The sequence below is a fragment of the Gluconacetobacter tumulicola genome, from assembly GCF_014174215.1.
In the GTDB taxonomy this organism is placed as follows: domain Bacteria; phylum Pseudomonadota; class Alphaproteobacteria; order Acetobacterales; family Acetobacteraceae; genus Gluconacetobacter; species Gluconacetobacter tumulicola.
On sequence record NZ_JABEQL010000016.1, the window covers coordinates 25708 to 47459 of the forward strand.

The window sequence follows — 21752 nt, forward strand, 5'->3', positions numbered from 1 at the left end:
CTGTTGCTTTCCCTCCAGCCCGCCGGTCCCCATCATCGCGCCTCCTGTCCATCGATGGAGCGCCGACCGTGAAACTGACCCGTATCCTGCTGCCCTGCCTTTTTGCCACCTGCCTGCCGATGCTGGCCGCCTGTGGCGGAGACGATTCCGATGGAGCCTGCCGCTCGGGGCATGGCGGCTCGGGCGGCTTCGGCGGCCACAATGGATTCGGCGGGGGCATGGGTGGTGGCGGCATGGCGGGCGGCGGTTTCGGCGGCGGCTTCGGTGGAGGCGGTGGCGGTGGCGGCATGGGCGGCATGCATCATGGCATGAGGGGCGACGACACGTCGTCATCCGCTCCCTGCCCCACCTCCAGCCATGCGAAAGGCAAGGCCCCCACCCGGATGCGCGAAGTCACGCCCGACCAGGCGACGATCGGCGACGAGCAGCACTGACCGCATTCCAGAATCGCCAGGCCCGTCACGGAAACCCGGCTACGCAACCCCCATCGGTCCCGGACGTTTTACGCCGTGCCAGCCTCCGGCCCGAGAGGCCACGAACCAGAGGAGTCACGGAGATGGGCGAACTCAAGGACAAGATCAAAGGCCACGCCGACAAGATGGTCGGCGAGATCAAGCGCAATGTCGGCAAGGTGACCAGGAATCCCAATCTGGAAGCCGAAGGCGAGGCGCAGAAGATGAAAGGCTCCGCCGAGAAGGCGAAAGGTGCCGTAAAGGGCACGATCAACAAATTCTGATCACCAGACGCACAAGATCGGCGGGGCCTGTCACAATGGCAGGTCCCGCCGGTCGCAGATCGCCTCCATCGCCATGTAGGACGTGACGGTATCCAGTTCGACCCGCGCGATCAGCGCGCGATAGATGGCATCGAACGCATTCATGTCCGTCGTCACGATCTTCAGCATGTAATCGTAATCGCCGGCGATCCGGTAGAAATCGATCACATTGGGCACCGACACCACCGCCTCGCGAAAGCGGTCCAGCCAGTCCCGGGAATGGTGGCGGGTGCGCACCATCACAAACACCGTCAGCCCCAGCCCCACGGAATCGGGATCGAGCAGCACCGTCTGCTGACGGATCAATCCGCGCTCCCGCAGCGCATGCAGCCGCCGCCAGCAGGCATTCTGCGACAGCCCGATCCGCTCGGCCAGCTCCCGCTGCGACACGCCGGCATCGCGTTGCAGCGCCTGCAGCAATGCCCGATCAAAATGATCCAGTTTTTCGCCCATTCCCGATCATATGACCCAATTTCGGCCGTTTCAATCGAGAGAATGATAAAGTTCTTCTACCGAATCCCGTCTATTTTTTTGCCATCCATTGACGGAGGCGAACGGTGCGCGACGGGCAGGATCTCTTCACGGATTTCACGATGTCCCTGCAGGCGGGCGGGCTGGACGGTCTCCGCGCCGGGCTGATCGGCGAAGGCGCCCCCGTCCCCGGCCCCTTCGGCGTGCAGAAGCTCATCTATGCCGACTACGTCGCCTCGGGCCGGGCCCTGCGCCAGGTCGAGGACTTCATGATGAATCATGTCCTGCCCTGGTACGCCAACAGCCATACCGAGGCCTCGTTCTGCGGCCGGCATGTCAGCCGCCTGCGCCATGCCGCACGCGCCGCCATCGCCCGCCTGTGCTGCGCCGGGGAAGGATTTTCGACCATCTTCACCGGCTCGGGCGCCACGGCGGGGCTGAACCGGCTGGTGTCCCTGCTCGGCGTGCCGCAAGCCGCGCGCAGCGGCGCCACCCCCATCGTCTTCATCGGCCCCTACGAACATCATTCCAACATCCTGCCCTGGCGCGAAAGCGGCGCCGAGATCGTCGAAATCGGCGAGGCCGCCGAGGGCGGACCGGACCTGGCGCATCTGGCGGCCTCCCTGAGGGCCGCCGACCCGTCACGCCTGAAGATCGGCGCCTTCTCGGCCGCATCCAACGTCACCGGCATCGTCACCGATACCGATGCCGTCACGGCGCTGCTGAAGGCCCATGGCGCCCTTGCCGTCTGGGATTATGCCGGCGGCGGCCCATACCTGCCGATCGACATGAAGCCCGGCACAGAATGGGAAAAGGACGCCATCGTGGTCTCGCCGCACAAATTCGTCGGCGGCCCAGGCGCCTCGGGCATCACGATCGTCCGCGATGCCGCCGTCACGCTGCACCGCCCGGTCGTCACCGGCGGCGGCACGGTGCGCTTCGTCTCCCCCTGGGGCCATGATTATGCCAACGGCATCGCAACGCGCGAGGAAGCCGGCACCCCCAACGTGACCGGCGACATCCGCGCCGCCCTCGCCTTCCTGGTCAAGGACGCGATCGGGCAGGATGTCATGAATGCCCGCCACGACACGCTGTACCGCGCGGCGCGGGCCGTCTGGGACCACAACCCCAATCTCGTGATCCTGGGCAACCCGCGCGCCACACGGCGGCTGCCGATCTTCTCGATGCAGGTCCACGACCGGCAGCGCGGCGGCATGCTCCACCAGCAGCTCTTCACCCGCATGCTGTCCGACTGCTACGGCATCCAGGCGCGCGGCGGCTGCGCCTGTGCCGGCCCCTACGCCCACCGGCTGCTCGGCATCGACCGCACGGAATCCGACACGTTGCGCGCCGCGATCCTCTCGGGTGAGGAAATGCGCAAGCCCGGCTGGACGCGCCTGAATTTCAGCGTGCTGATGGATGACGCAAAAGCGGCACGGATTATCGCCGCCGTGGACGAACTGGCCCGCGCGCCGTATCCGACGGCAGATTTTTACAAGGCGGACCCTGCCACCGCACGGTTTCGTGCGGTGGCAGAAGAGTCTTCTTTTTCTGAAGAAAAAGAAGCAAAAAGACTTTTATCCGTTTAAGGCTTTACGAAGCCCGCAGGACAGAACTCAAAAGATCAAAAGTTTTTCTGTTCTTTTTTCAAAAAAGAACAGAAACCTTACTCCACCACGGCCACGTCGATCGCACTCCCCCCAGCCCGGAACTTCTCCCCCATTTCCGCCAGCCCGGCCGTGATTTCGGCGGCCGACATACCCGCCCCGTCATTCTGACTACGCGCCGCGTCGCGAATATCCTGGCTGATCTTCATCGAACAGAATTTCGGCCCACACATCGAACAGAAATGCGCCGTCTTGTGCGCCTCCTTCGGCAGCGTCTCGTCATGGAAGCAACGTGCCGTCTCGGGGTCGAGCCCGAGATTGAACTGGTCCTCCCAGCGGAATTCGAAGCGCGCGCGCGACACCGCATCGTCATGCAGCCGGGCCGCCGGATGCCCCTTGGCCAGGTCGGCGGCATGGGCCGCAAGCTTGTAGGTGATCACCCCGGTCTTCACGTCGTTGCGGTCGGGCAGGCCCAGATGCTCCTTGGGCGTGACGTAGCAGAGCATGGCCGTGCCGAACCACCCGATCATCGCCGCCCCGATGGCGCTCGTGATGTGGTCGTAACCCGGCGCGATATCGGTCGTCAGCGGCCCGAGCGTGTAGAACGGCGCTTCGCCGCAATGGGCAAGCTGCTCGTCCATATTGGCCTTGATCTTGTGCATCGGCACATGGCCCGGCCCCTCGATCATCACCTGGCAGCCATGGTCCCACGCCACCCGGGTCAGCTCGCCCAGCGTGCGCAGCTCGGCGAACTGGGCCGCGTCGTTGGCATCGGCGATCGACCCCGGGCGCAGCCCGTCACCCAGGCTGAAGCTGACATCATATTCCCGCATAATCTCGCAGATTTCCGCGAATTTCTCATAGAGAAAGCTCTCGCGATGATGGGCCAGACACCATTTGGCCATGATCGAGCCCCCGCGCGAGACGATGCCCGTCACCCGCCGCGCCGTCAGCGGCACATAGGCCAGCCGCACCCCGGCATGGATAGTGAAGTAATCCACCCCCTGCTCGGCCTGTTCGATCAGCGTGTCGCGGAAAACCTCCCATGTCAGGTCCTCGGCCACGCCGCCAACCTTCTCCAGCGCCTGATAGATCGGCACCGTGCCGATCGGCACCGGGCTGTTGCGGACGATCCAGTCGCGGATATTGTGGATGTTGCGACCGGTCGACAGGTCCATCACCGTATCCGCGCCCCAGCGCGTGGCCCAGACCATCTTGTCCACCTCGTCGGCCACATGGCCCAGCACGGCGGAATTGCCGATATTGGCGTTGATCTTCACCAGGAAGTTCCGGCCGATGATCATCGGCTCCAGTTCCGGATGGTTGATGTTGGCCGGCAGCACGGCCCGCCCACGGGCAATTTCGTCACGGACGAATTCGGGCGTCACGAAATCCGGAATGCTGGCACCGAAATCCTCGCCGTCCCGCAGCGCCGGGTCCGTCGCCGCCCGGCGCAGATTCTCGCGGATCGCGACATATTCCATCTCCTCGGTCACGATCCCGGCGCGGGCATATTCAAGCTGCGTCACCGGCCGGCCCTTCAGGCCACGCCGCACCACCCGCCCGCGATTGTCGAAGGCCGGCGCCAGCGTCGCCCCGGTGGCCCCGCCATTATCCTCCGGCCGCACCTGGCGCGGCTGGTCGACCACCGCACAATCGCCACGCCGTGCGATCCAGCCCGCACGCAGGCCCGACAGGCCGCGCGCAATATCGATGTCGACCGTGGGGTCGGTATAGGGGCCCGACGGATCATACAGTGTCACCGGCGGCTCGCCGGCGCTGGGATGCAGGTCAACCTGCCGGAAGGGCACGCGCAGGTCGGGAAACAGCGTGCCGCCCTGATAGACCTTGTATCCGCCGACGCGGGGGCCGACCGTCACATCGCCGGTCGCAGGCGTACGCGTCGGCTGGCGCGACGGGGTCGCGGGTTGTGTCTGGATATTCATGGCGCGTCCTCTTGCTCATGGAGGGGGCGCGCCGGCGCGAAATGTCATGACGGACGGCGCATCACGGCGCCGCACTCAATTCCCATCCCTTCGCCGGCATGACCCGGATCAGGTTCGACGGGTCAGGGGGAAAACACCCCTCTCTCAGCCGCTCGCATGCGACTCCCCGGAGAACGGGGCGATCTTAGTCCCGGCCCGAGGGATGGGGTCAAGAGCAACCGGCATGCGCCGATGGCGCCACGCGTCACATTCTCGCGCGGCGCCACCGTCCATTCATACCGCGCGGGGGCGGATCGCGGCCTGCCGCACCTCGGGCGCACAACCGTCACGGAAGGTCTCGAAATTCTTCTCGAACCGCTCCGCGAGGTCCGCGGCCGCGCGCGCATAGGCCGCCGGGTCGGCCCAGGTCGAGGCCGGGTCCAGCAGGCTGTCCGGCACACCGGGCACATGGGTCGGGATCGACAGGCCGAAATGCTCCTCGACCCGGAAGGGCACGTCGTCCAGCCGTCCGTCCAGCGCGGCATTGACCAGCGCACGCGTCTGGGCCAGCGCGATCCGCCGGCCGGTCCCGTACGGCCCGCCGGTCCAGCCGGTATTCACCAGCCAGCACGTCACCGGCGTGCGCGCCAGGCTGGCCGCCAGCCGTTCGCCATACAGTTCGGGCGGGCGCGGCAGGAACGGCGCGCCGAAACAGGCGCTGAAGGTCGCCTGCGGCTCCTTCCCCAGCCCTTTCTCGGTCCCGGCGATCCGCGCCGTATAACCCGAGAGGAAATGATACACCGCCTGCGCCGGGGTCAGCCGCGCAATGGGGGGCAGCACGCCGAACGCATCGGCCGTCAGCATCACCACATGGCGCGGCACCCCGCCCCGGCCGTCCGGACTGGCATTGGCCACGAAATCGATCGGGTAGCAGGCGCGCGTGTTCTCCGTCAGCCCGCCATGCATGAAGTCCGGCACGCCGTCGCGATCGGCCACCACATTCTCCAGCACGGTGCCGAACCGGTGCGATGCATCCCAGATCTCCGGCTCGGCCTCGCGCTTCAGGCCGATCACCTTGGCGTAGCAGCCCCCCTCGACATTGAACACGCCATCCTTCGACCAGCCATGCTCGTCATCGCCGATCAGCCGGCGCGCGGCATCGGAAGACAGCGTGGTCTTGCCGGTGCCCGACAGGCCGAAGAACAGGGCCACATCGCCGCCAGGCCCGATATTGGCCGAGCAATGCATGGGCATGACATCCTGCTCCGGCAGCAGCCAGTTCATGACCGTGAAGATGGATTTCTTGATCTCGCCGGCATACTGGGTGCCGGCAATCACCACCAGCCGCTGCTCCAGCGACAGGATCACGCCCGTGCCGCTGCGCACCCCATGCCGCGCCGGGTCGAGTTCGAGGTCCGGCGCATGCAGGATCACGAAATCCGGCTCGAACCCCGGCAGGTCGGACGAAGGCGGCCGGATGAACATGTTGCGCGCGAACAGCGCATGCCATGCATGGGTCGTCACCAGGCGGACGCGGATGCGATGGGCCGGGTCGGCACCCGCATACAGATCCTGGGTAAACAGTTCCTGCCCGGCCAGATAGCCGCGCACATGGTCGCAGACCCGCAGGAACGAATCCGCCGGCAGCGCCGCGTTGATCGCCCCCCACCAGACGCCGTCGCGGGTCGAGGGTTCGTCGACGATGAACTTGTCCTGTACCGAACGGCCGGTATGCAGGCCGGTGCGCACCATCAGCGCCCCGCCGGAAGACAAGGCGCCCTCTTCCCGGCGAATCGCACGCCCGATCAGCTCGGGCGCATGGAGATTGGCATGCACGGCCCCGACATGATTCAGGCCGGTGCCCCTTATCGCGTGTTCTGAACCCGCAGGCCGGAATATATTATTGTTGTTCATTCTTTTTCCGTTTCCCGATCATTGTTTCCCCCGATGTGTCGTCTGGGGATGGCGAGTGTGACCCGATCAGCGTGGCAACCTCCTGATCGATGTCCCCTCGCCCTGTCACAAATTCGTGATCGCATTTTCCAGTATTGTCCTGCCTCTCCTTTTGCCCTCTCCCTGACTGCGCATCCCCTTGTCGGAAAGTTTCTTGAAAGACGATAGAAAACCATCACAAATTCGTCCGAAACCGCCGTCTTTTTGTACCGGACACCCTACTTTGCTTTGATTTTTTCCGAATCAGTTCATAAAATAATTAAATGAGTGATATAGAAAATTCGCAGGCCAAGCTGCTCATCGATGTCATCGCGGGCATTTCCGCCGCCGGCGGGCTGCTGTTCGGGTATGACACCGGCATCATCTCCGCGGCCCTGCTGCAGATCACCCCGCAATTCCATCTGGATATCGGCGGCCAGCAGATCGTCACCTCGGCCATCATCGCCGGGGCGCTGGTGGGCTGCCTGGGGGCTGCGCCCCTGTCCGACCGCGGCGGCCGGCGGCGCACCGTCATGGTTGCCGCCGCAATCTTCATCCTCGGTACGCTCGTCGCCTCACTGGCCAACGGTACCTGGATGCTGACCGCGGCACGCTTCGTGCTGGGACTGGCGGTGGGCGCGGCATCGCAGATCGTGCCGCTCTACATCTCCGAGCTGGCCCCGGCCCACCGGCGCGGGCGCCTGGTCGGCCTCTTTCAGCTCGCGGTGGTCTGCGGGCTCCTGGTCTCGTTCGTCACCGGCTACCTGCTCCGGCATGAAAGCTGGCGGCTCATGTTCGGGCTGGGGATCATTCCCGCCGTGATCCTGCTGCTGGGCATGGCCTTCCTGCCCAACAGTCCGCGCTGGCTGGCCATGCAGGGCGATTTCGAGGGCGCGCGGACCGTCCTGCGCCGGGTGCGCGAAAGCCACCACACGGCAGAGGAAGAACTGCAAAGCATCATCGACGCGCACGACCGGCAGGATCCCTGGTCGGAACTGGCCCGCCCATGGGTTCGCCCCGCCCTGGTGGCCGCGATCGGCGTTGCCCTGCTCTGTCAGCTCAGCGGCATCAATGCCGTCCTCTATTACGCCCCTACCATCTTCTCCGGCGCCGGGTTCGGCCAGGGCTCGGCCCTCCTCACCTCGGTCGCGGTCGGGATCGCGATCATCGTCGCGACATTGTTCGGCAACTGGGCGGTCGAGGCGATCGGCCGGCGTGCCCTGCTGCTGTGGTTCCTGCCGGGGGCCAGCCTGTGCCTGCTGGTACTGGCCGAGCTGTTCCACATGCAGGCGTCGGGGGGCACGTCGCATCCCTGGCTGATGGTGACGTCGCTCCTGGGCTATGCGGTGCTGAATGTCGGCAGCCTGTCGGTCACCATCTGGATCATCGGGGCCGAGGTCTTTCCGCTCTCGGTGCGCGGCAAGGGCATGGGCCTGGTGGCGGCGGCGCATTGGGGGGCCGACCTGCTGATCTCGATGACGACCCTGTCGATGGTCAAGGGGTTCGGCGCCGGCGGCACCTTCCTGCTGTTCGGGCTGATCAACGCCCTGGCCTACCTGTTCGTGCTGCGCTTCGTCCCCGAAACGCGCGGCCTGTCGCTGGAGGAGATCGAGGCCCGGCTGCGTGCCGGCACCTTCCTGCGCACGGCGAGCGGCCAACAGTTGGGCCGGTAGGTAACGCCGAAGGGGGCTCCAAAAGCCCCTCCAGCCGCACGACCGCTTGTCGGCGGCCGGCCGGGCGACTATGCCGACAGGGTTCGCCCTCCCACGCCGGACGAGGCCCGCCCATGACCGTCCCCCGCATCGATCCCTTCCATGCCGTCGGGCTCAGCACCCTGGCCCACCAGATGGCGGCGGAAGGGCGCGATATCGTGCATATGGAATTCGGCCAGCCCTCGACCGGCGCGCCGAAGGCGGCGATCGCCGAGGCCCACCGCGTCCTGGACAGCGACGCGATGGGCTATTGGGAGAGCGCGCCGCTCAAGGCGCGCATCGCCCGCCATTACCAGGAAACCTATGGCGCCACCGTCCAGCCCGAACAGATCTGGCTGACCTGCGGGGCCTCGCCGGCCTTCGTCCTGGCGCTGAACAGCGCCTTCAGGCCCGGCGCGCGGGTCGCGCTGGCCCGGCCGGGCTATGTCGCCTACCGCAACACATTGCGGGCTCTGTATATGGAACCGGTCGAGATCCCCTGTGGCCCGGCCGAGCGTTTCCAGCTTTCGGCTTCCGCCATCGCGGCACTGGACCCGCCGCCGGACGGCATCATCCTGGCCAGCCCCGCCAACCCCACCGGCACGATCCTGTCGGAAGCCGAGATGCAGGCCATCGTCGCTCTCTGCCGCGACCGGGGCATCCGCATCGTCTCCGACGAGATCTATCACGGCCTCAGCTATGTCGGCCCGGTCCGCTCGGTCCTGCAGGACGAGCCCGAGGCGCTGGTCGTCAACAGCTTCTCGAAATATTTCAGCATGGCCGGCTGGCGGCTGGGCTGGCTGGTCGCCCCCCCGTCGCTGATCGAGGCGGTGCAGACACGCGTGGGCAACATGTTCCTCACCCCGCCCTCGCTCAGCCAGCATGCCGGACTGGTCGCCTTCGACTGCCGCGAGGAGCTGGAGGGCCATGTCCGCATGTACCGCCACAATCGCGACCTGCTCCTGGAGCGCCTGCCGGAACTGGGGATCGAGCGCATCGCACCACCCGACGGCGCCTTCTACATCTATGCCGATATCGGGCATCTGACGAATGACAGCCTGGCCTTCTGCGCCCGGCTGCTGGCCGATACCGGCGTCGCCACCGCGCCAGGGCTGGATTTCGACCCCGTCGAGGGCAATCGCTTCATGCGCTTCAGCTTCGCGGTCTCGACCGACCGGCTGGAAGAAGCCCTGCGCCGCATGGTCCCCTGGTTCGCCCGCGCGGGCGGGGCGGGGCGCTGACCGGCACCTCGCCACGCCCGCAACACCTTGCCAGGATTGTATGACATCCTAACATGACGCCATGTTTCGATCCCTGCGCTGGTTGCCGTTTTGCATCCCCCTCGGCCTCGGCGCATGCGCTGATAACGGCTCTTGCACCGTCGCCTCGGTCGGCGATCTGGACGTCCTGAACGATCGCGGTTCCCCGGTCGTCAAGGCGACCGTCAATGGGCATCCCGTGGCACTCATCGTCGATACCGGTGCCATCGTCAGCAGCCTATGGCCGCAGCAGGTCGACAAGCTCGACCTGTCTTCCAGCTTCCGGCAGGTCCGCCTGCTCGGTGTCGGCGGCGAAACCATCGGCACGATCGTCACGGCCCATACGGTCGGCCTGGGCAGTGCGACGGCTTCGGATGTATCCTTCGTCGCCGTCGGCAGGCTGATGGACGGCCGCACCATCAAGGGGCGCCCCATTGTCGGGCTTCTCGGCGCCGACTTCCTGTCCAGTTACGATGTCGTCTTCGACCTGCCGAACCATCGGGTCAATCTGTACGATGTCCATGGCTGCAAGGGCCTCATCCCGCACTGGACCGGCGCCTATTACGAAGTCCCCACCGACCATGACGGCAGGGACCAGACCAAGATCATCGTCCGCGTCAAACTCGATAACCATGCCATGGACGCGATTCTCGACAGCGGCGCGTCCAAGACCCTGATTTCCGCGGACGATGCCGCAGAGGCAGGCGTCAGGAAATCCGACCTCGCCAATGATCGCAAGGGTATCGGCTTCGGCATCGACGACGAGAAAACAGCCCGGTTCCTGCACAGGTTCGACAGTCTTGAACTCGGCCCCTTCCGCTTCAACCATCCCGTCCTGATGATCGGCGAGACCGATCACAGCCTTCTGGGGGCGGAATTCCTCCGCCGCCACCGGGTCTGGATTCCCAGGGACCGGACCGAGATCTTCGTTCAACCGATCGCCGCCCTCCCACCCTATCAGCCACCGCCACCATCGGCGCCGCCGGCACCGCACGCCTGACGACAGGCCGGTATCAAAGGCGCGCCTCCAACGGCGCGCGCCCGTCACGGCGCAGCATCAGGCCGCAATAAGCCAGAATGACCAGATAGGCCGGCCCCGCAACCAGAACAAAGGCCGCCTGCGCCCCGCAGGGCCCCGCCAGATGCACGAAAACCTGCGGCAGCACGCCCCCACCGCAAAATGCCATCACCAGCAATGCGGCGGCATGGTCGGCATGCCGGCCCATCGTCCGCATGACCACCGGGAACAGCGCCGGCATGATCATCGCGTTGGCAAAGCCGAGCAGCGCCACGCACGACACGGAAAGCAGGCCCGTCGTCATCCACGCCGCCCCGCACAAGGCCAGCCCCATGGCGCAGGAGAGCCCCATATAACGCTCCTGCGACACCAGGCGCGGCACCATCACCATGCCGGCCAGATATCCCGCCAGCATCGCCGCCAGGGTCGCGGCGGTAAAATATTTGGTCACGTCCAGCGACAGGCCGAAGGACCGGCCATACAGGCCGATCGCATCCCCCGCCATGACTTCCACCCCGACATAAAGGAACGTGCTGAACACCCCCAGGGCCAGCAGGAACAGGCCCCCATCACGCCCGTCGGCCGGCACAGCCACCTCCAACCCGATCCCGATATCCGGCAGGCGCGACCGCAGGACCCACACCGCCATCACCACCAGCAGCACGGCCATGAACAGGTATGGCGCATGCACCGCGCGGGTGAAATGCGCCAGCACGGCATCCCGCGCCGCCAGGGACGGCGCCCCCTGAACCAGGGTGGCGATACCGCCGATATCGCGCATCACCAGGGAAGCGAAGACCAGCGGCGCCAGGATGCCGGCGAATTTGTTCGCGGTCCCCATGATCGCAATCCGCTGCGCCGCACGATCATGCGGCCCCAATAGCGTGACGTAAGGATTCACCGTCACCTGCAACAGCGACAGGCCGGCCCCGATGACCGCCAGCCCCGCCAGCGCGCCAGGATACCAGCGCCCGGTCACGCATTCGCCAAACAGCGCCGTGCCGGCCGCCATCACCATCAGCGCGATCGCCATGCCGGCCTTCAGCCCGCTCCGGCGCGCCAGCAGCGTCGCGGGCAGCGGAAAAACGAAATAAGCCAGATAAAAACAGGATGGAACCAGAAAGGCCGCGACATCGCTGAGGCTGAAGGCAAGCTGCACGAAGGTGATCAGCGGCCCGTTCAGCCAGGTGACGAAGCCGATGCTGAAGAACAGCAGCGCCATGATGACGATCGGCCGCCAGCCATGGGCCCCCGCCGGACTGGCGGCGGAAATATGCTTCATGCCAGTCCCCACATCGCCCACGCTCGCCGCATCCAGCCTCCTTCCGTCTTCGCCGCGCAGACCACGAGAAAGACAGCCAGGATGACGGGAATGATTACGATTTCGACAAAAACCGCAATGGCGGAATGAAAAAATACCGGAATGGCCGAAGCGGACAGAACGGCCCCGAGGAACAGCAGCAGCGTCACCCATCCCTGCCACGCGACAGGCAGGCCCGCACCGATGCCATAACGCTTCGCGGCAAACCATTTCTTCGATGATGGAACGGGCATCCGGGCCACTCCGCGTCGCAGGAAAACCACGCACGCATCGGAGCATATCATCACCCCGGCTGACCAGCCCTGAAGAGCCCCAAAACCGCGCCTTACAGCCCGTGCAGCGTCGCCAGCCAGGGCGTCGCGGCGCCAAGGCCACGCACCGCCAGCATGCCGGCCAGCGCCAGCATCACCGCCGCGACGATCCCATCCAGCACGCGCCACGCGGCCGGGCGGGCAAAGATCGGGCGCAGCAGGCGCGCACCGAATCCCAGGCCGGTAAACCACAAGGCGCTGGCCGTCGCCGCCCCGGCCACGAACAGCGGCCTGGCCCCACCCGGCAGCCCGCCGCCCACCGCTCCCATCAGCAGCACCGTGTCCAGATAGACATGCGGGTTCAGATAGGTGAAGGCCGCAGCCCGCCCCAGCGTGCCGGCCAGGCTATCCTGCCCCGCGCCCCCGTCGGCCACCATTGCGGAAGGGGAAAGGGCACGCCGCAGGGCACCGAACCCGTACCACGCCAGAAACACCGCGCCGCCCAGGGACATAACCCAGACCAGCGCCGGCAGCCTCTGCACGATCACCCCCATCCCCAGCACACCGGCCGAGACCAGCAGCATGTCGGACAGGGTGCAGAACATCACCACCGGTACGACATGCCGCCGGAGCAGCCCCTGGCGCAGGACGAACAGGTTCTGGGCGCCGATGGCGACGATCAGGGCGGCCGCAAGGCCGAACCCGCTGGCAAAGCCGGAAGGAATCAACATGGCCGCTTCCATGCCGGGCGATGATCGCGTAATCCAGCTTAATTCTCTTCACCTGATTAAGCGGAGCTAAATCCGATGCTGGATTACGCCGCGCTGGCCGCCGTCGCCGCCGTCGCGCGGGAGGGCAGTTTCGAACGCGCGGCGGCGGCGCTGGGCGTCACGGCCTCGGCGGTGTCGCAGCGGGTGCGCACGCTGGAAGACCGGCTGGGCGCCGTGCTGATCGTGCGCGGGCAACCCTGCGACGTCACCGTGATCGGCGCGCGGCTGTGCGCCCATGTCGAACGGGTCCGCCTGCTGGAGGGCGAAATGGCATCCGCCCTGCCCGGGCTGGCAAGCCAGATCGCCGAGTCCGGGCCGCCGACGATCCGCGTCGCGGTCAATGCCGACAGCCTGGCCACCTGGTTCATTCCCGCCATCGCGGGCTTTGCCGGGCGCGGCGACCGGCTGGTCGACCTGGTCATCGCGGGCGAGGACCATACGGCCGAACGGCTGCGCACAGGCGACGTGCTGGCCGCCGTAACCACCGACCACACACCCGTCCAGGGATGCCGCACGGTGCCGCTGGGCGCCCTGCGCTACGCGGCAACGGCGTCGCCCGCCTTCGTGGCGCAATGGTTCGCAAGCGGCGTCGACGCCGAATCCCTGGCCCGGGCCCCGGTCCTGCGGTTCGATCGCCGGGACGATCTGCACGCCCGCTGGGCCCGTACCCTCTTCGGGCCGGAACCGGACATGCCGACGCACTGGATTCCCTCCACCCACGGCTTTATCGACGCCGCCCTGGCCGGAATGGGCTGGTGCATGAACCCCATCCCCCTGGTCGCCAGCCACCTGCGCACCGGGCAACTGGTCAGCCTGACGCCGAACCACCATCTGGACGTGCCGCTCTACTGGCAGCACGCCCGCATCGGCACCCGGCTGCTGGACGCCCTGACGAGCGAGGTCGTCGCGGCAGCGCAGGATGACCTGCTTTAAGCAGACTGCGTCAAAAGCCCCGGCGACGGCCGGCCATCAGGGCCGGTCAGCGGGACGCGAGATGAACCGGTGCCAGCCCTGCCTGCGCCGGGGGCGCCGAGACGGCATTGACCACCGCCGGATCGAACACCCGCAGGAAGCTGGTGGGATGAATACCCATCCACAGCGTGACCAGCGCGCAGGGCACCAGCACCGCCAGTTCCGGCCCGGTCAGGTCACGCAGCATCGCCACCACGCCACGCCCCGGCGCGCCGAACATCACCCGGCGATACAGCACCAGCATATAGACCGCACCGAGGATCATGCTGCTGCCCGCCAGGAACGCGATCCAGAACGAAACATGGATCGCCCCCACCATCACCAGCCATTCGCCGACGAAGGCACCGGTGCCGGGCAGGCCGATATTGGCCATGACGAACAGCATCCCCAGCGTCGCCAGCACCGGCATCTTGTGCGCGACACCCGAGAACGCGTCGATCGACCGCGTCTCGGCCCGCCAGGACACGGCGGCCACGCAGAAGAACAGGGCGGTGATGATCACGCCGTGCGACAGCATCTGGAAGATCGCGCCATCAATGCCCTCTGGCGTGAGCGTGAACAGCCCCACCGCGATCACCCCCATATGCGAGAAAGAGGAATAGGCGATCAGCCGCTTCATGTCCGTCTGCGCCAGGGCGACGATGGCGGCATAGATCACGGCGATGACGCCCAGCGTCAGCACATAGGGCGCGAACAGCCGCGCCGCGTCGGGGAACATCAGCACGCCGAAACGCAGCAGCCCATAGGCACCGGCCTTCGACAGCACGCCCGACAGCAGCGCCGTCGTGGGCGTGGGCGCCTCGGTATAGGCATCCGGCAGCCACGCATGCAGCGGGAACAGCGGCAGCTTCACCCCGAAGGCCAGGATAAAGCCCAGCAGCAGCCAGCACTGCATGGAAGGCGCGAAATTCGCATGCATCAGCGCGGGAATGTCGGTGGTGCCGGTCATGGTCCACATCGCCAGCAGCGCCAGCAGCATGAACAGCGACCCGCCGAAGGTGAACAGGAAGAACTGCATCGAGGCCCAGACCCGCTTCGGCCCGCCCCATACGCCGATCATCAGGCTGCCAGGAATCAGCGTCGCCTCGTAGAACACGTAGAAGAGAACCAGGTCCAGTGCCGAGAACAGGCCGACCAGCGTGGTTTCCAGCAGCAGCAGCGCGACCATGTAGTCGCGCACCCGCGTCGTCACCAGCTTCCACCCGCCGATCACCGCCAGCGGCGTCAGGAAGGTGGACAGCAGCACGAACAGCAGGCTGATCCCGTCGACCCCGGTATGGTACGAAACACCGAACGACGCCGCCCAGTCCGCCTGCTGCACGAACTGGAAGCCCGGCACCTGCGGATCGAATTCGCCCCACATCACCACCGACAGCGCGAAGACCAGCAGGCTGGTCCACAGCGCCGCCCATCGCGACGCGGTCTCGATCGCCTCGGAGGTGCCGCGCATCAGGAAGATGGCAAGCGCGCCGCCCAGCGGCAGATACGTGACCAGGGAGAGCAGGATCGGGTGCACGTCGGTCTCATCGTCCGTGAAAGATGGCGAAGCCTATCCCTGTTCCGGCAGCGAGACCACCCGGGCGCCGCATCACGTTCTCCCGAGCAGCGCCGGTTTTCCGCCCTCAACGCAACCGGGGCCACGCGCTGACGTCGAAGCAGCCCCGCGTTTTCCACCCCGCGCGGCTCGCGCGTCGATCAGCGCCGCCCGAACAGGGTTTCGAGATCCGCGCGACTCAGCTTCAGCCAGGTCGGCCGCCCGTGCGAACAGGTGCCGGCACGTGGGGTCCGTTCCATGTCGCGCAGCAGCGCGTCCATCTCCGCCCGCGTCAGGCTGCGCCCGGCCCGCACGCTGCCGTGGCAGGCCATCCGGGCCAGGATGGCATCCAGCCGCCCGTCCAGCGCCTGCACCTCGTCCGCGTCGGCCAGATCGTCCTCGGCCATTTCCTCGGCCATATCCCGCAGCAGCGCTGCCGGATCGTCGGTCCCCAGCAGCGCCGGCAGCGCGCGCACCAGCACCGCATCACCGCCGAACGGCTCGATCTCCACCCCCAGCGCCGACAGCGTACCGGCCCGGGACAGCACGGCCTCGGCCTGCCCGCGCGGCAGGGTCACCACTTCGGGCAGCAGCAGCCGCTGGGCGCGCAGCGTACCATCCAGATACTGGGCCCGCAGCCGCTCATGCGTCAGGCGTTCATGCGCGGCATGCTGGTCCACCAGCACCAGCGCCCCGTCACCCGATACCGCGATGACATAGGTCCCCATCACCTGCGCCACCGGCGCACCCAGTGGATAATCCGCCGGGTCGGCCAGCACCGCCCCCTCATCTTCCAGCGGCACCGCGCCCTTGCCCGCCCCCGCTACCGGCGGCACGGCCGGCAATACCGGGTCCAGAACGCGCGCGGCCGGCCGGTCGCCCAGATCGAGTCGCCCGCCGGAAATTGCCGCCGGCCCCGGCGCCGCAAAGACCGGCGCCACCACACGCGCGGGCGCGGGATCGGCCGGCGGATACCAGATCCGCGCCGGCCCCGCCGTGCGCGACTGCAACAGCCCCGGCCGCACCCCAGCCACGCCGGCCCCGCCCCCCAGCGCCCGGCCCAGCGCGCCGATCACCAGTCCCCGCACCGCGGCCGGGTCGGCAAAGCGCAGTTCGGTCTTCGCCGGATGAACATTCACATCGACCATGTCGGGCGGAATGGTCAGCGACAGCGCCACCACTGCATGCCGCCCATGCTCGATCACATGCCGATAGCCGACGCGCACGGCCGTGCGCAGCACCGGATCGACCACCGGCCGGCCATTGACCAGCAGGATCTGCCCCGCCGCCGTCGCCCGATGCACCGACGGCCCGCAGGCGAATCCGCTCAGTACCAGATCGCCCTTCACGCCCTCCACCGGCAGCATGCCGTCCGCGCCTTCGGTCTCCAGAATGGCCGCCACACGCGCCGCCATGTCCTGGCCCGGCAGGTCGAACACCACCCGGTCGTCCAGTTGCAGGCGAAACGCGACATGCGGCACCGACAGGGCCAGCCGGCGCACGGTGATGTCGGCATGGCCGCCCTCGACCCGGGGACTCTTGAGGAATTTCCGCCGCGCGGGCGTGGCGAAGAACATGTCCTCCACCACCACGCGGGTCCCGGCCGCGCCGGCACACGGCGCGGGCGCGCTCACCAGCCCGCCTTCCACCGTCACCCGCCATGCACTGTCCGCTCCATGCGGGCGCGAGGTCACCGACAAGCGCGCCGCCGCCCCGATCGAGGGCAGCGCCTCGCCCCGGAAACCCAGGGTCTCGATCCGCACCAGCGTCTCATCGCGCAGTTTCGAGGTACAATGCCGCTCGACCGCCAGCATCAGATCGTCCGGCGTCATGCCGCACCCGTCATCGACCACTTCGATCCGGTTGATCCCGCCCTGTTCCAGCAGGATCGCGATCCGCCGCGCACCGGAATCGATCGCGTTCTCGACCAGTTCCTTCAACGCGGCAGCGGGACGTTCGATGACTTCGCCCGCGGCAATGCGGTTGACCACCTGTTCCGACAGACGCCGGATCACCGGTCGGGCGAGCAGGCTGGACGAATCGCTCATGGGGTCAGGCTAGACCATCCGCCCGAACGGGCGAACTCCTTTTCGGCTGGGGCAGCCCAGAGCGGGGGCCAAACAAAAAAGGATCGGCCATGGCCGATCCCCCTGTCCTGGCCGGCCGGAATACCGGCCGGACCATCCCTGGATGCTACTTGCTGGGGGCCTTGCTCTTGACGGTCGGCGTGGCGCCCTGGGTCGGGCTGTTACCCAGCGCCGCATTCTGGCGCAGACGGCGATTCTCGGCGTCGCCATCCACCTCGCCGCCGGCTCCCCCGCCGTTCCAGAACATCAGCTGGTTGATGAAGCCCTGCCCCGCCTGGCCGAGCTCGCCCTTGTCGGAGCTTTGCGATGCCGCATCGGCCTCGTTCACCAGCGCGGCCTGGCCGGCGCTGGGCGTGCCGTCGGCACCCTGCAGCGCCACGTTGGGCGACAGGGTCTCCAGCGCCTGCAATCGCGGGCTTTCATCCTGCGGCCGCGACGCATCGCTGTGCGGAACCGCCAGCTCCTGGGTCGGCGGCATCGACAGCGGAGCGCGCGTCGTCACCGTATACTCATCCGGCGAATCGCGTTCCAGGCCGAAGGCCCGATTGAGGTCCGAGCCGGAGCAACCGGCAAGAAGGACTCCGCCCGACAGCAGAAGTGCGAACGGAAGCAGACGAGGGAATAGGGGCGCCATGCTTCGCTTTCTACCGCTCCTGCCCGGTTCCGGCAAGGCCACGCCGCTCGGTCAGGCTGTCGAACAGCAAAATGGCGACGCCGCAATCGATCGAGGCATCGGCCAGGTTGAACACGTAGAAACTGTGCCCGTACGCATGCAGATGCACAAAATCGACCACCGCCCCGTAATGGAGCCGGTCGATCACATTGCCGATCGCCCCACCCATGACCGCGCCCAGCCCGCCGGCCACCCAGGGACGGGTCGTCCGCGCCAGCCAGATCGTCAGCACCAGCACCACCGCCAGGGCCAGCGCGGTGAAGACAATGCGCCCCATCCCCGCCAGCCCGCCCAGCATGCCGAAGGTGATCGCGTGGTTCCACACCATGGTCAGGTTGAAGAACGGCAGCACCGGAACCGACACCCGGTTCGGCAGGTCCAGGCCGTACAGAATCCAGTATTTGCTGCCCTGATCCAGCAGCAGCACCAGGACGAACAGCGCGGCGCCGATGGCGCGGCAACGCCAGGCCGGCCGGGGCGCGCCGGCGGCCAGCACGGCTTCGCTCACGCGTCGGCCCGCGCGTCGACGACGGCAACGCAGCGCAGGCACAGTTCGGGATGGTCCGCATGGCTCCCGACCTCGTCCAGCACCTTCCAGCAGCGGGCACATTTATGCCCCGACGCCGCCGAGATGCTCGGCACGCCATGGGCACCCACCGCACCGCCGTCACGCGCCTCGCCCTCGGCTGCGCCGGAGAGGAAGATCGACGCCGCCCCCGGCTCCACCGTGATCGACGCCTGCGACACGATGGCCAGTTCGCACCAATCGACATCGGCGAAGCGCCCGGCTTCTTCCTCCGACAGTTTCAGGTCCAGCGCGGCCTGAAGCGACGACCCCACGATGCCGCCACGCCGCGCGGCCTCGATCTCGGTCGTCACGACACGGCGCACGCCGCGGAGCGTCGCCCAGCGATCGGCCAGATCCGGGCGGATCCACTCTTCCGGCAGCGAAGGGAAGGATTGCAGATGGACGCTCTCCCCCTCGCCGAAACGCGCCGTCCAGGCTTCCTCGGCGGTAAAGACCAGCACCGGCGCCAGCCACGCGCACAGGCAGCGATGCAACTGGTCCAGCACCGTGCGCGCGGCCCGGCGGCGCAGGCTGTCGGTGCCGTCGCAATAGAGCGCATCCTTGCGCACGTCGAAATAGAAGGCCGACAGGTCGGTGGCGCAGAACCCGTGCAGGGCGGCATAGACGCCGACCCATTCATGCGTCTTCACCGCACGGTCGATCTGCGCGCCCAGCTCGGTCAGGCGATGCAGCACCCATTGTTCCAGCTCGGGCATCTGCTCGTAGGGCACGCGCTCGGCATCGGTAAAGCCGTCCAGCGCGCCCAGCAGCCAGCGCAGCGTGTTGCGCAGCCGGCGATACAGCTCGCCCTGCTGCTTCAGGATCTCGTTGCCGATCCGCAGGTCTTCGTTGGTGTCGGAATTCATCACCCACAGGCGCAGGATGTCCGCACCCAGCGAGTCGTTCACGTCCTGCGGCGCCACGACATTGCCCAGCGACTTGGACATCTTGCGGCCCTGCTCGTCGAGCACGAAGCCGTTGGTCACCAGCGCGCGATAGGGCGCAATCCCCCGCGTGCCCACACTTTCCAGCAGCGAGGACTGGAACCAGCCGCGATGCTGGTCCGATCCTTCCAGATACAGGTCGGCCGGGAACGGCATGCCGTCGCGCCCCAGCACGAACGCATGGGTCGATCCGCTCTCGAACCACACATCGACGATATCGAAGACCTGCTCGTACTCGTCGGGGTTGCGTTCGTTGCCCAGGAACCGGCTGGCCGGGGCGCTGTACCACACATCCGCGCCCTCGGTGCGGAAGGCGTCCACGATGCGCTGCATCACCGCCGGGTCGCGCAGCACCTCGCCGCTCCGCTTCTCGACAAACACCGCAATCGGCACGCCCCATGCCCGCTGGCGGCTGATGCACCAGTCCGGGCGCCCGGCGACCATCGAAGTCAGGCGGTTGCGCGCCTGGGCCGGCACGAAGGTCACATCCTCCAGCGCCTTCAGAGCGCGGGTCCGCAACTCTCCCTCGCCATCCATGCGGATGAACCATTGCGGCGTGGCGCGATAGATCACCGGCGCCCGCGACCGCCAGGAATGGGGATAGGAATGAACCAGCGTCGACCGCGCGACCAGCCCGGCCGGCGCCGCGCCGTCATTATTGGCCCGCTCCATCGCCTGCGTCAGGGCCGCGCAGACCGGGTCGGCGGCCTTGAAGACATGCGCGCCGGCAAACAGCGGCACCCAGTCGGCATAGCGCCCATCATCCAGGACCAGTTCCGGGACCTCGACCCCATTCGCCACCGACAGGGCGAAATCGTCCTCGCCATGCGCCGGCGCCATGTGGACCAGACCGGTGCCGGCATCGGTGGTGACGAATTCGCCGCCCAGCAGCGGCACGTCGAAATCATAGCCCTCGCCGCGCAGCGGATGGGCGCAGATCGCACCCGTCAGCGCCTCGCCCGGCATGGTGTAGAGCACGTAATGCTCGGTGATCCCGGCGGCGGCGCAGAACGGCGCAATCAGCGCCTCGGCCACCAGCAGGCAGGCCCCCGGCTCCAGCAGCGCGCTGTCGGTCACACCATCGACGCGCAGCACCGCATAGGTGATCTCGGGCCCGAAGGCGATGGCGCGGTTGCCGGGGATGGTCCAGGGCGTGGTCGTCCAGATCACGGCCGAAACGTCCTGGAGCGCACGCGCCGGCGTGGGGTCGTGGATGAACGGGAACGCGACATGGATCGTGGTCGATTCATGGTCGCGATATTCGATTTCGGCCTCGGCGAGCGCCGTCTTCTCCACCGGGCTCCACATCACCGGGCGCAGGCCGCGATAGAGCAGCCCGTTCAGCAGAAAGCGGCCGATTTCCTCGGCAATCGTCGCCTCCGAGGAAAAATCCATCGTGGCATAGCGCTCGTCCCATTCGGCCTGCACACCCAGGCGGCGGAACTCGGCGGCCTGGATCTCGACCCATTTCGCGGCATAGGCCCGGCATTCGGCACGGAACTGAAGAACCGGCACCGAATCCTTGTCGCGGCCGGACTTGCGATATTCCTCCTCGATCTTCCATTCGATCGGCAGGCCGTGGCAGTCCCAGCCGGGCCGGTAATGCACCGCGAAACCGGCCATGCGATGGGCACGGTTGACCACATCCTTCAGGATCTTGTTCAGCGCGTGGCCGATATGCAGATGGCCGTTCGCATAAGGCGGCCCGTCATGCAGCATGAAGGACGGCCGGCCCTCGGCCCGCGCGCGCAGCAGCCCGTCCAGGCCGCTCGCCGCCCAGTGCGCCAGAATCTCCGGCTCCCGCTTCGGCAGGCTGCCCCGCATGGGGAAGCTGGTTTTCGGCAGGAATACCGTATCCCGATAGAGATCCTGTGACTTCGTCTCGGTCATGACCCTGAATTTCTGACTGGCAACAATGGATAACGATGTGACGGGAGGATCATTCCCTCCCCTC

The 21752-nt window shown here is 67.0% G+C and carries 18 protein-coding genes and 1 riboswitch; of the genes, 7 read left to right on the forward strand and 11 right to left on the reverse strand.

Features of this window, described 5'->3' with window-relative positions; translation table 11 throughout:
• Nucleotides 1-68: 68 nt before the first annotated feature.
• Nucleotides 69-434 carry a hypothetical protein gene (locus tag HLH29_RS12375; protein WP_182967237.1) on the forward strand — a complete coding sequence of 122 codons (366 nt, stop codon included), beginning with the start codon at nt 69-71 and terminating at the stop codon, nt 432-434.
• Nucleotides 435-556: 122 nt separating this feature from the next.
• Nucleotides 557-736 (forward strand): CsbD family protein, encoded by a 180-nt coding sequence (locus HLH29_RS12380; protein ID WP_182967239.1) that lies wholly within the window; start codon nt 557-559, stop codon nt 734-736.
• 30 nt (nt 737-766) lie between these two features.
• On the opposite strand, the gene HLH29_RS12385 is transcribed toward HLH29_RS12380, so the two are convergent.
• The gene (locus HLH29_RS12385; protein ID WP_182967241.1) at nt 767-1228 is read right to left on the reverse strand and encodes an Lrp/AsnC family transcriptional regulator; all 462 of its coding nucleotides are present in this window, start codon (nt 1226-1228) and stop codon (nt 767-769) included.
• 140 nt (nt 1229-1368) lie between these two features.
• Here HLH29_RS12385 and HLH29_RS12390 point away from each other — a divergent pair, with 140 nt between their 5' ends.
• On the forward strand, nt 1369-2835 hold the full coding sequence (locus HLH29_RS12390) for an aminotransferase class V-fold PLP-dependent enzyme (RefSeq protein ID WP_182967367.1): 1467 nt from the start codon (nt 1369-1371) through the stop codon (nt 2833-2835).
• 77 nt (nt 2836-2912) lie between these two features.
• Here HLH29_RS12390 and thiC read toward each other — a convergent pair whose 3' ends face one another.
• Nucleotides 2913-4799, reverse strand: a complete 1887-nt coding sequence (thiC, locus tag HLH29_RS12395; protein ID WP_220791508.1) for a phosphomethylpyrimidine synthase ThiC — start codon at nt 4797-4799, stop codon at nt 2913-2915.
• A gap of 67 nt (nt 4800-4866) precedes the next feature.
• Nucleotides 4867-4978, reverse strand: a riboswitch (TPP riboswitch).
• Nucleotides 4979-5072: 94 nt separating this feature from the next.
• Nucleotides 5073-6692: a phosphoenolpyruvate carboxykinase (ATP) gene (pckA, locus tag HLH29_RS12400; protein WP_182967243.1), complete on the reverse strand. Its 1620-nt coding sequence runs from the start codon at nt 6690-6692 to the stop codon at nt 5073-5075.
• Between the two features lie 302 nt (nt 6693-6994).
• Here pckA and HLH29_RS12405 point away from each other — a divergent pair, with 302 nt between their 5' ends.
• The 3 genes from HLH29_RS12405 to HLH29_RS12415 all read left to right on the forward strand — a co-directional run bounded on the left by HLH29_RS12405 (nt 6995) and on the right by HLH29_RS12415 (nt 10660).
• Nucleotides 6995-8383: a sugar porter family MFS transporter gene (locus HLH29_RS12405; RefSeq protein WP_182967245.1), complete on the forward strand. Its 1389-nt coding sequence runs from the start codon at nt 6995-6997 to the stop codon at nt 8381-8383.
• 113 nt (nt 8384-8496) lie between these two features.
• Nucleotides 8497-9642, forward strand: a complete 1146-nt coding sequence (locus HLH29_RS12410) for an aminotransferase class I/II-fold pyridoxal phosphate-dependent enzyme (RefSeq protein WP_182967247.1) — start codon at nt 8497-8499, stop codon at nt 9640-9642.
• Between the two features lie 61 nt (nt 9643-9703).
• Nucleotides 9704-10660 (forward strand): aspartyl protease family protein, encoded by a 957-nt coding sequence (locus HLH29_RS12415; protein ID WP_182967249.1) that lies wholly within the window; start codon nt 9704-9706, stop codon nt 10658-10660.
• A gap of 13 nt (nt 10661-10673) precedes the next feature.
• On the opposite strand, the gene gluP is transcribed toward HLH29_RS12415, so the two are convergent.
• The 3 genes from gluP to HLH29_RS12430 all read right to left on the reverse strand — a co-directional run bounded on the left by gluP (nt 10674) and on the right by HLH29_RS12430 (nt 12981).
• A complete protein-coding gene (gluP, locus tag HLH29_RS12420; protein ID WP_182967251.1) occupies nt 10674-11960 on the reverse strand; it encodes a glucose/galactose MFS transporter in 1287 nt (428 codons plus the stop codon).
• Nucleotides 11957-12148: a hypothetical protein gene (locus tag HLH29_RS12425; RefSeq protein ID WP_220791509.1), complete on the reverse strand. Its 192-nt coding sequence runs from the start codon at nt 12146-12148 to the stop codon at nt 11957-11959. The genes gluP and HLH29_RS12425 overlap by 4 nt, the downstream gene beginning before the upstream one ends.
• A gap of 176 nt (nt 12149-12324) precedes the next feature.
• A complete protein-coding gene (locus HLH29_RS12430) occupies nt 12325-12981 on the reverse strand; it encodes a LysE/ArgO family amino acid transporter (RefSeq protein ID WP_182967255.1) in 657 nt (218 codons plus the stop codon).
• Nucleotides 12982-13056: 75 nt separating this feature from the next.
• On the opposite strand from HLH29_RS12430, the gene HLH29_RS12435 reads away from it, so the two are divergent.
• Nucleotides 13057-13953, forward strand: coding sequence for a LysR family transcriptional regulator ArgP (locus HLH29_RS12435; RefSeq protein ID WP_182967257.1), 897 nt, complete (start codon nt 13057-13059; stop codon nt 13951-13953).
• A gap of 46 nt (nt 13954-13999) precedes the next feature.
• Here HLH29_RS12435 and HLH29_RS12440 read toward each other — a convergent pair whose 3' ends face one another.
• From HLH29_RS12440 to ileS, 5 genes are all read right to left on the reverse strand, one after another.
• Nucleotides 14000-15508: an NADH-quinone oxidoreductase subunit M gene (locus HLH29_RS12440; RefSeq protein WP_182967259.1), complete on the reverse strand. Its 1509-nt coding sequence runs from the start codon at nt 15506-15508 to the stop codon at nt 14000-14002.
• Nucleotides 15509-15687: 179 nt separating this feature from the next.
• Nucleotides 15688-17574, reverse strand: coding sequence for a DNA mismatch repair endonuclease MutL (gene mutL / locus HLH29_RS12445; RefSeq protein WP_182967261.1), 1887 nt, complete (start codon nt 17572-17574; stop codon nt 15688-15690).
• Between the two features lie 145 nt (nt 17575-17719).
• Complete coding sequence (locus HLH29_RS12450) at nt 17720-18247, reverse strand: DUF3035 domain-containing protein (RefSeq protein WP_182967263.1); 528 nt, start codon at nt 18245-18247, stop codon at nt 17720-17722.
• A gap of 10 nt (nt 18248-18257) precedes the next feature.
• On the reverse strand, nt 18258-18794 hold the full coding sequence (lspA, locus tag HLH29_RS12455) for a signal peptidase II (protein ID WP_408871892.1): 537 nt from the start codon (nt 18792-18794) through the stop codon (nt 18258-18260).
• The gene (ileS, locus tag HLH29_RS12460) at nt 18791-21688 is read right to left on the reverse strand and encodes an isoleucine--tRNA ligase (RefSeq protein ID WP_182967266.1); all 2898 of its coding nucleotides are present in this window, start codon (nt 21686-21688) and stop codon (nt 18791-18793) included. Before ileS ends, lspA begins: the two co-directional genes overlap by 4 nt.
• Between the last annotated feature and the right edge of the window lie 64 nt (nt 21689-21752).

What these genes read in the sequence shown, in the direction of transcription:
- HLH29_RS12380 (WP_182967239.1), top strand. Translation starts at nt 557, where the DNA reads ATGGGCGAACTCAAGGACAAGATCAAAGGCCACGCCGACAAGATGGTC.
- HLH29_RS12385 (WP_182967241.1), bottom strand. Translation starts at nt 1,228, where the DNA reads ATGGGCGAAAAACTGGATCATTTTGATCGGGCATTGCTGCAGGCGCTG.
- HLH29_RS12390 (WP_182967367.1), top strand. Translation starts at nt 1,369, where the DNA reads ATGTCCCTGCAGGCGGGCGGGCTGGACGGTCTCCGCGCCGGGCTGATC.
- thiC (WP_220791508.1), bottom strand. Translation starts at nt 4,799, where the DNA reads ATGAATATCCAGACACAACCCGCGACCCCGTCGCGCCAGCCGACGCGT.
- pckA (WP_182967243.1), bottom strand. Translation starts at nt 6,692, where the DNA reads ATGAACAACAATAATATATTCCGGCCTGCGGGTTCAGAACACGCGATA.
- HLH29_RS12405 (WP_182967245.1), top strand. Translation starts at nt 6,995, where the DNA reads ATGAGTGATATAGAAAATTCGCAGGCCAAGCTGCTCATCGATGTCATC.
- HLH29_RS12410 (WP_182967247.1), top strand. Translation starts at nt 8,497, where the DNA reads ATGACCGTCCCCCGCATCGATCCCTTCCATGCCGTCGGGCTCAGCACC.
- HLH29_RS12415 (WP_182967249.1), top strand. Translation starts at nt 9,704, where the DNA reads ATGTTTCGATCCCTGCGCTGGTTGCCGTTTTGCATCCCCCTCGGCCTC.
- gluP (WP_182967251.1), bottom strand. Translation starts at nt 11,960, where the DNA reads ATGAAGCATATTTCCGCCGCCAGTCCGGCGGGGGCCCATGGCTGGCGG.
- HLH29_RS12430 (WP_182967255.1), bottom strand. Translation starts at nt 12,981, where the DNA reads ATGTTGATTCCTTCCGGCTTTGCCAGCGGGTTCGGCCTTGCGGCCGCC.
- HLH29_RS12435 (WP_182967257.1), top strand. Translation starts at nt 13,057, where the DNA reads ATGCTGGATTACGCCGCGCTGGCCGCCGTCGCCGCCGTCGCGCGGGAG.
- mutL (WP_182967261.1), bottom strand. Translation starts at nt 17,574, where the DNA reads ATGAGCGATTCGTCCAGCCTGCTCGCCCGACCGGTGATCCGGCGTCTG.
- HLH29_RS12450 (WP_182967263.1), bottom strand. Translation starts at nt 18,247, where the DNA reads ATGGCGCCCCTATTCCCTCGTCTGCTTCCGTTCGCACTTCTGCTGTCG.
- ileS (WP_182967266.1), bottom strand. Translation starts at nt 21,688, where the DNA reads ATGACCGAGACGAAGTCACAGGATCTCTATCGGGATACGGTATTCCTG.